Raw genomic sequence first — 13,205 nt, 5'->3', positions numbered from 1 at the left:
AGAAAGAAGAACGGCGTAAGCGTTACCTCAAAAATAAAAGGTAAGCAGGCTGAGGCGCCCAGAGATAAAAAAGCCAGTACGATGTACTGGCTTTTCTTATATTAGGATACCGCGATCAGCGCGTCGGCCAGATAATCAATATTAGATTCCGCAAGACCCGCAATATTGATCCTGCTGTCGCCGATAGCGTAAATACCAAACTCATCACGAAGACGATTGATTTGGGCTGTTTCCATACCTAATACAGAAAACATACCTTTGTGTTCTTTGATGAATTCAAATCTGTCGTCGCCGCAACGTGCTTTCAGAGCGGCACTCAATCCTTCACGCAGACCCAGAATACGAGCATTCATGTCATCCAATTCTTGTCGCCAGATTTGAGTCAGCTCTGGTTGAGTAAGCACTTTTTCGACAATAGCTGCACCGTGATCAGGTGGCATGGTATAGGTTGCACGTGCCAGAGTTAGGATTCGACCTTTCGCATTTTGTGCCGTTTCCAGATTTTTACTGACAACAATCGCTGCACCAGTACGTTCGCGGTACAGACCGAAGTTTTTCGAGCAAGATGTTGAGATCAGCAGCTCTTCAACATTATCAGCCAGTAGCCGAACACCGTAAGCATCTTCCTCGATACCATCACCAAAACCTTGATAAGCGATATCTACGAAAGGTGTGAAACCTTGCTTAAGCGCCATTTCAGTGATTGCTTGCCAGTGCTCCGGGCGAATATCTGCACCCGTTGGGTTGTGACAGCAACCATGAAGCAGCACGACATCATCCTGTCCAGCCTCAGATAATGTCTTCAGCATGGCATCGATGTTAACTGTTTTTGTCTGACGGTCGAAGTACGGATAAAAACGCACTTTTAACCCAGCAGCTTCCATGACTGGCTTATGGTTTACATAGCTAGGATCACTGATCCAAACCGTTGTCTGTGGTTTGGCTACGTACATCAGGTCTGCCAGCATACGCAGCGCGCCGCTTGCTCCCGGCGTTTGAACAGTCGCACAGCGGCTGTATCCATCAGTGCCTTTTAGAAGTAGGTCTGTGATGGCCTGATTGAAAGGCTCACTGCCTGCAAGGCCAACATAGCTTTTGGATTCCTGTGTTTCAGCCAACTGAATCTGAGCTTTTCTCACTGCCTGCATTATCGGAGTTTGACCATTGTTGTCACGATAAACACCGATACCCAGGTCCACCTTCTGCTCGCGGGGATCTTCCCTGAAAGCAACAGTCAGTGAAAGAATTGGATCCTGCTGAGCAGGTGTAAGCAGATCAAACATAAGTAACTTCCTTATCTTTTTTACTTATTTCACTTTCGCACCAACATACACAAACTTTGTTGCTGGTAAAACTATATTGATAAATGATTTAAGCTGTTCAGACCTGTAAAAATGGCAATTGAAATGAACAATTAACTTTACAGGCCGTTTTTTCAACAATGCTTGTTTGCATTTCACTCATAAAGAGACAACTTTCATCAGGTTTCTGATAAATTTTGCTTACGAAAAAGAATTACCCAACGCAGTCCAAAACAAATAATATTGAACTGTGCCGAATATTGATGAGATTGAGGTAGAAAAAGTGTCAATGACTACAAATTTAGATATAGTAGCCCGATTAACTGCTTGTTCTTAAAATTAAACGTTACGTTTCAGACTTTATTTTCTTGCCAGATGACCAATACAAGAGATGACATTATTCCGAAAACTATCACCTCTTTACCACACTAAACACCTTTTGCGGCATTACAGCAGATGGCGACTTTTTCTGGCTGCCATTGTTATCGCCCTATCTCCTTCCACTTGTTTCGCCTCGCTCAACCTGATGACCTGGAATCTAGAGTGGTTATCACTCAAAGGCGATATTGAGCAGAGTAAACGAACTGAGGGTGATTATGCAGCACTCCGTCAAATTTTTAATCAACAAAACCCGGACTTACTGGCATTTCAGGAAGTAGATTCAATTCAGGCCATCACTCGTATTGTGCCTCTCACTGACTATAATATTTTCCTGTCCGAAAGGGCTCTTTCTTCGACCTCTCTTTCTAGCCAACAATACACAGGTTGGGCAGTAAGAAAAGGTATCAAGGTCGTTGAGCACCCAGATTTATCCGCATTAGCCCTACCCGGTATTTTTTCGTACGGGACACTCCGCTACGGTGCTTATATCGAAATAAGACCGAAAGGGAGAGAACCCATTCATCTACTTTCAGTTCACCTTAAATCTGGCTGTTTCAGCCAGTTGTCGCGGAAAATGCCCAGTTGTAAGAAGCTCTCTCAACAAACAGATATTCTGGCAGACTGGATCGCGGCAAAAAATAACCAAGGCCAGCATTACGTAGTTGCAGGCGATTTTAACCATTTTTTAAACCGATATAACAATCAGTTAATGACTCGTCTCACTGAAAATGAACAGCCATTTCTGCTGACGGAGGGGCTTGTATCTCAATGCAAAGTAAAGCGATACAACACCAAAATACAACGTTGGGAAAGGATGGTTTATACCAATCTCATTGATCACATCATCAGCAATCGTAAAAACGCTGACAATAGCCATTTCAGTGCAACACAGTATCACTACCCCTATCATTTAACATCTAATAGCCACCTTTCAGACCACTGCCCTGTCATCGTGAAAATATAAACGAACCGATAAGTTGCTTGCGTTCTTTTTGAACAGCAAGCAACAGGTCTATCTGTTAGACTGACGGAAAATAAAACATAAGCAATGTCTATGATTACTGGAACTTTAAGCAAGATGCGAGGCCAGCTCGATGGTGTCGTAAACTATCACCTACCTGTTGGTGAAGAAGAAGTAGAACTGAACAATCTGATTGGTCAATCCTTAACACTTTCGCATACGGGTAACATCTTTTGCAGCGCATGTGGTAAGAAAACCAAGAAGAGTTATAGTCAGGGGCATTGCTACCCCTGCATGAAAAAACTCGCTCGCTGCGACATGTGCATTATGAAACCGGAAACCTGCCATTTTGCCCAAGGTACCTGTCGGGAGCCAGAATGGGGCCAACAGTTCTGTATGACAGATCATATCGTGTATCTGTCAAACACTTCTGGGCTTAAGGTAGGTATTACCCGTGCAACGCAAATACCGACTCGCTGGATTGATCAGGGAGCTACTCAAGCCTTGCCCATCCTTCGGGTTAAAAACAGGCATGTCTCAGGGCTCGCTGAAATTGCTTTAGGTAACTGGGTGGCCGACAAAACAAACTGGCGAGCCATGCTCAAAGGGGATAACGCGGATATTGACCTGCTTGAGGAATCCAAGCGCCTCCTGCCATTAGTAAAGGAACAACTCTCATCCATTTTGTCAGAGTTTGGTGACGATGCTATTGAAGAGCTCAACAGCAATATCATCGACATCAGTTATCCGGTTGACCAATACCCAACGAAAATAAGTTCGCACAACTTTGATAAAAACCCGGATGTATCTGGTGTGTTATTGGGTGTTAAAGGTCAATATTTGATCTTCGATACTGGCGTAATTAATATTCGTAAGTTCTCAAGCTACGAAGTATCAGTCGCTGTTTGATTAAACCTATATGAATATTAAGATGAACGGGTTTAAGGATAGAAATCCGTTCATCTATTTCGCTGTCGGGATATTCAGAATCGCCAGAATAACTGCCCCAAGAAAAACAGGTCTCCCAGCGGTTGATAAGTCGAATTATATAAGGTCCTGCCCATATCAACTTTTGCCGTAATATCGGCATAGCTCAGCGACAGGCCCATATTCAGACCAGTCAACTGCCTATTTGGATAGCGATCGTCCGATAAAATTTCGCCCATGTCAGCACCAAGCGTAAATATGCTATTCAGGCCGGAAAATACCGGAGCAGTGGGAAGTCTGAATGACATAGTATTCCGAAAGTAATACCCAGAGTTTCCAGAGTAGACATAATTCTCAACACCGCGCACTGAGTAATAACCACCTATCGAAAATCGCTTATGGTTTGGCAGATAATCCTCACTTTGCTGAGCAACAACCTGACTGTTAAACCAGTTTCGCGGCGTAAAATACTTGGTGAAATTCATATCAAGGTGCCACAAACCATAGTGAGCATCTGGCAGCTCATTAACCTGATCACCGAGAATTTGCGACGGATTCTCCTCAGTACCAAGCTCTTTCAGTGCTGTATCATAGCCAAGGCCAACAGAAAATTGTTTACCGCGACCTATATAGCTATATCTCACTCCGAGATCAGCACTGGTAATTTGCTCTGTCGCTCCCTCGTTTACAAATAAGATATCCCCCGGGAAACGCGTCTCGTTATCGATGTCTGCATACGTTAACGAAAGATAGTGGGAAAACGTACTTCTCTGGTTTCTAAAGTGAAGCATCGACCAATCAGCTTTTACCCGTTGATTCTTCGTTTTCCTGACAATCACTCCTTGCCGAACCGAAGGGATTTCTGCTTTTGTCGTTGAAACGCTATAGCTCGCATTAAAATTGGAATAACCATATGGAACGCCATAGCGCAAACTGTAGCTCCTGCTCTCTCTGTCTGCGTTAAACCACTCTCGGCTATGAGAGACGTTCAGGGAGCCCAAGTAGCCCAGAGGGTTGTCGTAACCCAAACTGACAGAGACAGTGCCCGGGTCATTAAAATTGTTGTAACTGATATTTCCGTACCAAGGCCTGCCATCTCGTCTCCCTGTCGGCCTGAGTATGATATCGCTGGTTGCGTATTCCTTTCCCGGTCTCAAATCAGACGTATAATCGAGCGATCTCAATCGATTAATTTGTTCCAGCGCCTGCTCTAAATCGCGCATATTAAAGGGCGATTCTTGGTAGTTGGGATAAACTGTATCGACATCAAATTCACCGCCAGTCACAGAGACACTCGACAGCATACCTTCGACAATTGGAATAACGATTCTTCCCTGTTCATCCTGTCGAGGTTTGATGGGCTGAGATGTGATAAAACCTTGGGTTAGATAGAAATTGGCGACCTCCCTGACGATTTTAGCCAGTAGGCCCAGACTAAAACACTGCGCATCCCTCACTTCTTGTTGCCACGAACTCAATTGTTCCTGCGAAATAAGAGAGGCCCCATCGAAGATCAAATCACGGGTTTTGAGACAACGACGGTCAGATTCAACTTTCACATTCTCAGGTATTTGTTGTAGCTCTGTCCCAGTCTGATAATTGGACCGCGATTCGAGATCTTCTGCTCGCTGACGTTGGTTATCTCTCGCATCATCGTTGAGAATGTCTTGAACGATATCCTCAATGCGAGATTCATCTGACGCGGTATCGTCATTTGCAATCGCATAATGTAACGGCAACCACAAATACGACAGAATGAAAAAAAGCCTACAACAAAACCTGATCATGTTTCCTCCACGACATACAACCCAGTGGCGTTATTTCTCAAAAATACCTTTCAGCATTAGGTAGATATCCCGCGCTGTCGCTACAGACATGTCCAAGCCGACTATATGTTCTCTTATCAGCGAGGTATTTAAATCTCCCGCTAATCGAATCCCATCCTCTCCTTGACTGAGTCGTTCATAGTTAACTTCTGCTCTCTCAGAATAAAATGACATCTGTATTCTGTCTTGAGAAATAGGAACAGAAACCGCACCAGTACAGGCATGGTATTGAAAGTTAGCGGCTCTTTTGTGCGCCAGCCGAATTTCCTTTGGCATTTCTGCTGCGGTTTGTTTTTCTTCACTCATAACATCTACTCCATTAAAAAAGAGGCCCACAACAGCGGACCTCTATTACTCCCATTACAAATTAGTGAACTCATCAAAATCGAAATCTGGCACATTACTGAAGAAGTCGCTGATTTCGCCTTCAACAGAACTGCCCGCGTTCAGATCCATGTTTGGTTGCTGGAAACCAAACCCAGGACGGAACTCTCCGGCTTTGAATCGATTGTTGTCGTTATCCGTCAACAAGGTCGCTACAGCTGCCGCACCAAACGCAATGTTGGTCAACGTATCATTGTCGCCCTCAAGCTCGCCTGCGTTAGCTTTGACATTATTGGCGTTGGTGAAGTTAACACCGAAACCAAAATCAACCCCATGTTCGTGATCCTTGTTACCAAGAGATGATGGGTTTATTGCCTGACCATTGATTGATGCATTAATAACGGTTTGTTTATCAACTTCATAATGTTGGAAACCAGTGCTGAAATTAGGCAGATTTGGCAGGACTTTGGATTCTTCCTTCTTACCAACCGTGTAGCTCGGTACGCCAAGTCCCAGCTGGAAGCCATTGCCGCCGCCTTGCTGAGTACTGACTGCCGCTTGCGCATTAATTCCTGCTGTTGTGATGTTGGTTTCACCAGCTGCAGTAATCACTGTGCCATGCAGATTCAGTGCACCCTCGGCATCAATTGTGAGATCGCCACCAGCGCTGATAGAACCCGGTTTTTCGGTGTGCGTCACTACATTGAGTCTTTGAACATCAACATCCAAATCGATGCCAGGCAGTTGGATACCTTCATCGCCGCCCTTTTGACCAAGTTTCAGAGTATTGAAACCAAAATCAAAATCGTTGACGCTCAGGTTCTCGTTACTGTCAGTGACGGATGCTTGAATATCGACAGAGCCTGTACCACCATCAAGTGTCACGTTGCCATCAGCACCGATATCAGTACCAACCATTGTCACACCAGTACCACCCGCCACAGTGACGTTACCACCAGCCGCGATCTGTGTCGTATCACTCGTTTCAGCATTAATGGTGTGGGTGTTGTCCGTAACATTGAAGCCGGCACCAAAGGTCAGCGGTGCTTCCCAGCTAAATTCGAAACCGGCACCATTACTGTTGGCGTTGAGATGTGCTTTATCAATGCTGTCGTTGATATTCACCGAGCCATTTTGTGAAGCAATAGTGACATCTTCACCAGCTTCAATATCAGGAGCAGCGAGGTCAACATTTCCATTGGTTGTCTTGATATCAACGTTACCACCTGCCTTGAACGAAGATTCACCGTGATAGGTTGCACTCACGGACAGGTCTTCATGCTTAACGCTGGCGTTAACTCCAAGTTCATTAATAAACGGCGCTGTTGGGCCAACACCGATATTGAAGCCAAATTTAGCTGCGTCATAATTCTGTGAGGAGCTGTAGGAGTTGTTTGTTGCTTGAACATCAATTCCATCAGTAGCATTAAGACCAATATCGTCACCAGCAGTGATGTTTGTTCCTACAAGGGTAATTTTTCCATTTTCAGCAACTAACAGTGCATCTTGAGCCGCATCTACTGAACCAGCCGTTTCAGTGTGTCGGTTGCTGTTACCGTCGTAGTTACTGCCACTTGCTTTAAACTCGAAGCTAACGCCCGGCGTAGCTCCTAACGTGATACCTAAGTCGAAGCCTGCACTCGTTGTCGTGTGGTTTGCCTCAACACGGTAGTTTTCCTCAAGCTCGGTAAAGTTGACATTTTGCCCTGTAATTTCGACATTGTCGTCAACACCAACAATCTCACTACCTTCGAGGTTAACGTCACCATTAAGCGCTGTGATAGTCACTGAGTTACCTGAAATCAGACCGCCACGCTCTTTATCATGATCTTTGCTAAAGTCCATGTGGCTGCTATTCGCACTAAATGCTATACCGATTTTGACCGTTGGCTTCGAGAAATTCAGATTCGGTTTTTTCAGTAAATTGCCCGGAATATCCAGATCATCAAAGCCAAGGTTGGTCGTTACCGTTTCACGTTCAACGGTGCCGCCAGTTGCATTGGTGATACGATCGAAGTTATTAATTGGCCGTTTTGATTGTGTCGGCCCTTTGGCCAACTCGACAACGGAACCAATGAATTTCTCCCAGCTGGAGAGCTGGGCCTTCAGACCATTAACATCAAGACCCAACGAAAAGGAAGCGCTATGCTGGTCAAGGTTAGCATCATAGCTTACTGACTCTTTCACGGCTTCTTGAGTAACAGAGTCGGCCTCTAACTTAATGTCACCAGCAGCTTCATAAGTCCCTGCCTGATCCAGAATATGGTTACCTGCAGTGACATTTATGTTACCTGCAGATGAAAACAGGTTGGTGTTAGCGGTTGTTTTCTCTGCATTCAACTTACCCTTCGCATTGGCTGATGAGAGACCAATATGCAGCAAGCCAATCTCAAACCTGTTGTGCGTCGTTTCTTTGCTGACATTTGCAGTTTTGGTGTCATACGTCGCGAGACTATTAAAATCTCTATCTGCATCGATATCCAAATCACCTGCCGTTGCACTGACCACACTACCTTCGACGGTGATATCGTGTTCTTTGTTACCGTTGTCATTGGTTATTTCAACGGAACCACCTACGACCTGACTTCCAGTATGTGTGCTGCCATCAATATCAACTGAACTTTTTTGTGAAGTCCAGTTTATACCTATGCCTAACCCAAAGATGCCAGCACTGGTAAGGTGAACACCTCTACCATGACTTTTTGCATCCACAGAGTAGGTATTTTTAGCCGCTTTAATCGCTATATCTTCTGCAGCCTCTAACTTGAGGGCACCTTCAGCTAATATGCTACTACCCGTGATATTGATGTCGCCTGCACTGGTCATGGTCAAATTGGATTCTGCTTTTACCACTGAACTGTGAGTGCTGGTGCTATTTTCTACGCGATCATCCCATCTCTCCTCATTTCGAATCCAAGAGTTGGTTCGGATATGACGCTTGGTCACTTCGTGACGAGAATTAACCGCATGTTTAATATCAATATCGCCTTCATCGGTAATGAAGGTGGCATCATTACCTGCGGTTACTCTTGAACCAACGATATCAATCCGATCGGCTTCTCTTATCCATAAGTTTGTTCCCGCATGGACAAGACTGCTGATATTAAAGGTTTCAGACCAACTAACCTGAGTATTGGTGTGTTGTTTCTTTTCACCGCAGAAGTTAAGAATAAACAGAATGGTGATACAGTCTTGACCCAATGACCTGGAGCTGGAAGAACTGTGCCCCCCGCTACGATGATCCGCCGTTGAGTAAATCCCAACGTTTTTCTTCACGTCTAGCCTCATTTCACCGCCAGATTCCACCTTACCAGCAGCTACACGCATAGATTGTGTATCTACAATGACCTTGTCGTCAGAAATGATATTGGCGAAGTTATTTTTGGCTCCTTGTACGTTAAGTGCTCCCTCTGCTGAGGCGACCTTGACGATATCCTGACCTTTTACCAAGGTCCCAGCGGTAACGTTCACACCTTCTTTACCAGCAAGTCGAACCGTTCTGCCACTGACGCGGTTGTGTACGTTAAGACCTTTGTCAGAAACAAGCGCCATTCTATTATCAGCAGTTAGGTTACCATTTGCCGTCAAACCGCTGGTGCTTGTAATGGTGACATTTTCGCCGCTGACGGTACCGCTGACATTGGTCGTCTGCGCACTGTTCGAAACCAAATCGCCACTGCCCGCATCAATGTTGCCAGATAAATTGACAGTCCCCTTTTGCGAACGTGCTTCTAACTTTTTGTCTGACTCGATATTTCCAGATATGCGTATATTACCGTCAGTAGACATGACATATAGCTGTTCTGATGCATCGACATTAGAGACATTTGCATCTCCGTTAGTTGACTTGATTTGAGTGACATCAGTATTTGTGGTCAGGTTGTTGACTGTAACTGCATCACCTTCAATCAATGCGAAAATGTTACCGTCTTCATCATCGGCCTGCTCAGCAACACGAGTGATAGCTGTCGTGTTCATCACGGAGACCTTACCCGGACCTGACACTTTTACCTGACGATTGGCAGTGAATGAACTGTTCACAACATTCACATTACCCACAACAGCGTTTTCAGTATTCGTCTGATCGACGGCTGATTCGACCAATACACCACTGCCACCCTCAGACGTCACACCATTGAGGGAGATATCACCCGATGAGTTCACCGCGAGAAAGCCTTGATCTGCAACCTCGACTGTGGTGTTTTTCAGTGACACTGACTTAACACCCAAGATATCTACACCGTCGTTTGCCGCCACGGTTAATCCAGATACATCCAAGTGCCCGCCAGTCTCATACAGAGCGCTATGAAACTTAACCGTCTCCGTATCAGACTGAACATTGGCCAGCGCGGTGGAGGTGACTTTATGCTCGCCTGACAAGTCTAAATCACCCGCCGATTTAACTTTAATGCCGCCACCATCGTTGGCCGCTAGACCCTCTCCATTGGCAGTGAGATCAGCACCAAGATTTACACCCGCCCCACTGGTTGTAGAGATTATGTTGATTCGGCCTGCGGTCATCGCCCCCATCAATACAGCATCAACGACAACTTCATCATTACTTGCCTCAGCGACATCAATCAACTTCGCTCCACCAGGAGTAAAATCAAATTTCCCCAGCAACACCGCGACTTCGTCACCAGCAGAAATATTCGTGTCTGCAGATGTCGATATGACGGGAGCCAACAGGGCTAGACCGCCATCCGCATTGATCTCACCAGAAACATTTAGGTTAGCTCCACTAACCGCAGATTTGGTCGTGACACCTTCATACTCATCCGTTTGACTGATAAGCGGTGAACCGACAGTTAATGTGGCATTACTAGTGTTTATGAAACTCGCACCGTTTACATTTATGCCATTGGGGTTGGCGAGAACAAAATCGGCTTCCGATCCAACAATTTCCTGAGCCCCTGCGAGCGTTGAAATATCTGAACCTGTGACCTCTGAAACAATAACTGAGGCTTCCCTTGCAGAAAAATTAGAGTTTCGACTTATCTCTCCAACCAATTCAGATTGTGCAGAGTCCATCGAGTTGTTAATTACCAGGCCACCAGTATCGACGTCATACTTAACAAACTTATTGTGTGATAATCCTGTCACTCCTGTTGGAGCAACAATTTCAACGATGGGAACACCATTTTTTTCAGTAACGTTAATACCACTATTTGCTTCTGGCTGAGGTGCAGCTGCAATGGCTTGTCCTGCAGACAATAAACCGCCAATTGATAACGAAAGAAGTGAGCGCTTGAAGACGTTCTTCTTTAATTTCTTATTCCTTTTGCTAATTGCCATATCTTTCACCATTTTCCATTAATGAGGATATTTAATAAATGCAACGCTAATTAATAAAAACATAAAACTTCATCTTTTATTTCCCGAAATGAGCCCTCCTTTCATCCAAAAAAGACAATACTTCTCGTAATAGAGAATCAAATAATTTGGAAAACTAACGTTAATCGTGACTCTGTTCTTATATGTTTTATGTGCTTATTTTAAATAATAAATATAATGAATAGCCCCACCCCAAAAGGGGGTGGGTAAAAATAATAAACAGGTAAAATAAATATCTTTATTTATTTAAAAAATCAAAAAAATATAAACTAGAGAACTAATCACATATATTTATACATACTGTTCACGCTTTATACTTAATGGCGGTAATTTACTTGTTTTGACATTTGCCCCTCGAATTTTCCTTATTACACCTTCATCCACGCCAGGTTTTACCCTCATGGCCCGTCCTTCAGTATTTGGGAAAATATTTCGTTGCATATCACGGATAATTTTCAGCGCATCACCGTCAGGGGCGATAAAGTCAATGACCCACCCCCTATCACCTGACTGCCAGTGCTGCGGCAGAAACTGAAAGTCAGCAACCGTCAGATATTGCTCTTCCACCTCTTCTGATAAAAATGCCCAACTCACATATCCGACGGGCAAACCATTTCTATGGTAAATGCGGAACTGATTGGTCGCCATCGCTGGTATTACCCAATTCTGTAAGCTGGCAATACTCATATTGCCATGTAATTCACTTCGCGAATAAAGCCAGACAATATGACCAAACAGTTGAATATTTGACATTTCCTTTGAGACGTCCATGTTAACCCCTCCATGCTGCATCAACGGCGACAATCACTTCTTGAGGCAGGGACTCGGTTGAACTGCCGCCGTCAGAAACACCTGATTGACTGAAACTTGCCATGGTTTGCACCAACTGGTCGATTTGATCCATCAACAAGGTATCACCCGATGATGTTTTGATTTCATCAAGCCTTTCCTCGGACGGTTGCGTGTACCAGTCTTCAAGCGTGACAGTGTCATCGTCAATTCGCATCTGGAGATGGTCTCCATCGCGCCTGAACACAACATCGTATTTGCTGATACCATCTCCAAGTTCAAGTGTGTCAGTAGTTGACGCATCACCTTTGTTTACTATGGTGTCATCACCCTGACCAGAGCCGTAACGGTATGTGTCGCTTCCTTCACCACCGGCGAGTATGTCATCACCTTGGCCGCCAATTAGAGTGTCATTACCCGCGCCACCCGATAAGGTGTCATCACCGCCCATTCCCTCAATCACATTGTCTGAAGCATTACCCGTGAATTTGTCGCCCTGCGAGCTACCCCGGACATTCTCTATATCATCAGCCAGCGTGATATCGACCGCATCATCGCTGTGATAAACCACAGTATCTATGCCTTCTCCACCAGAGACGCTATCGCTACTGTCTGCATGAAGCGTATCGTTGCCTGCTCCGCCATTAAGCGCATCAGCACCACCATTGCCGTAGAGAATATCGTTACCCGCACCGCCGTTTAGTACATCGGCCGTATCTGTGCCGAACAAAAGGTCATGACCACTTCCACCCTCTTTATTACTATCACCCATCGTACCGGAGGCCATCGCCGAGGTCATAGATGAGAGGTCGACACTGGTGCCATCATCAAGCTCTATTCTTTCTATGGCACTCTTACTATTTTCCATACGGTTGATCGTCACTTTGTCACCATCACCCAAATCGACAATCAGGCTATTACTCTCTGTTCGCAGCAAAATATCTGCAGCAGTTATACCACCTTGCAGTTTGAGGACATCGTTGCCAGCAAAGTCATCAAAGTTCTCTTCGCGGGTACGGGTGACAGTGCGATAACGGTTTTCCCAACGATAGTCGGTATACGCCTCACGCCGCGTTGTAGTGCCTTTGAAAGATGGAACGGTTACGTTTCGGTATCGGGTATAGGGCACTCGAACCTGATAAGATTCCTGAGCCTGATACTGCACCGTCCGAACACCCGCATGCTCGTCTGTGATGGTGTCATGCCCATCCCCTTTACGGAAAATATAAACATCATCACCAACACCACCATTGAGTGTGTCGTCTCCACGACCACCCATAATGGTGTCATTACCCTCATTACCATTTACCGTATCATTGCCCGCAAAGGATTCGAGGTAATCGTTTTCGGCTGTGCCCGCAA

The 13,205-nt window shown here is 45.1% G+C and carries 8 protein-coding genes; 2 read left to right on the top strand and 6 right to left on the bottom strand.

Features of this window, described 5'->3' with window-relative positions; translation table 11 throughout:
- Positions 1-101: 101 nt before the first annotated feature.
- Positions 102-1,283, bottom strand: a complete 1,182-nt coding sequence (locus A8L45_RS22350) for an amino acid aminotransferase (protein WP_068905563.1) — start codon at positions 1,281-1,283, stop codon at positions 102-104.
- A 544-nt stretch (positions 1,284-1,827) separates the two neighbouring features.
- Here A8L45_RS22350 and A8L45_RS22345 point away from each other — a divergent pair.
- Together A8L45_RS22345 and A8L45_RS22340 are read left to right on the top strand one after the other, a co-directional pair.
- Positions 1,828-2,646 (top strand): endonuclease/exonuclease/phosphatase family protein, encoded by an 819-nt coding sequence (locus A8L45_RS22345; protein ID WP_175402067.1) that lies wholly within the window; start codon positions 1,828-1,830, stop codon positions 2,644-2,646.
- Between the two features lie 84 nt (positions 2,647-2,730).
- Positions 2,731-3,552, top strand: a complete 822-nt coding sequence (locus A8L45_RS22340; protein ID WP_139122457.1) for a DUF2797 domain-containing protein — start codon at positions 2,731-2,733, stop codon at positions 3,550-3,552.
- A 74-nt stretch (positions 3,553-3,626) separates the two neighbouring features.
- Here the strand turns inward: A8L45_RS22340 and A8L45_RS22335 are convergent, their stop codons facing one another.
- From A8L45_RS22335 to A8L45_RS22315, 5 genes are all read right to left on the bottom strand, one after another.
- Positions 3,627-5,357 carry a ShlB/FhaC/HecB family hemolysin secretion/activation protein gene (locus A8L45_RS22335; RefSeq protein ID WP_068905562.1) on the bottom strand — a complete coding sequence of 577 codons (1,731 nt, stop codon included), beginning with the start codon at positions 5,355-5,357 and terminating at the stop codon, positions 3,627-3,629.
- Positions 5,358-5,387: 30 nt separating this feature from the next.
- On the bottom strand, positions 5,388-5,702 hold the full coding sequence (locus tag A8L45_RS22330; protein WP_068905561.1) for a hypothetical protein: 315 nt from the start codon (positions 5,700-5,702) through the stop codon (positions 5,388-5,390).
- Between the two features lie 54 nt (positions 5,703-5,756).
- A complete protein-coding gene (locus A8L45_RS22325; RefSeq protein WP_175402066.1) occupies positions 5,757-11,015 on the bottom strand; it encodes a hemagglutinin repeat-containing protein in 5,259 nt (1,752 codons plus the stop codon).
- A 330-nt stretch (positions 11,016-11,345) separates the two neighbouring features.
- Positions 11,346-11,825, bottom strand: coding sequence for a toxin-activating lysine-acyltransferase (locus A8L45_RS22320; RefSeq protein WP_068905559.1), 480 nt, complete (start codon positions 11,823-11,825; stop codon positions 11,346-11,348).
- A gap of 1 nt (position 11,826) precedes the next feature.
- The coding region (locus tag A8L45_RS22315) for a calcium-binding protein (protein WP_139122456.1) at positions 11,827-13,205 on the bottom strand (1,379 nt) is incomplete at its 5' end.

This window comes from Veronia pacifica (assembly GCF_001707825.1).
GTDB classification, from domain to species: Bacteria; Pseudomonadota; Gammaproteobacteria; order Enterobacterales; family Vibrionaceae; genus Veronia; species Veronia pacifica.
The sequence above is the reverse complement of the archived record's forward strand: the minus strand, read 5'-3'. Positions and strand labels throughout refer to the sequence as shown.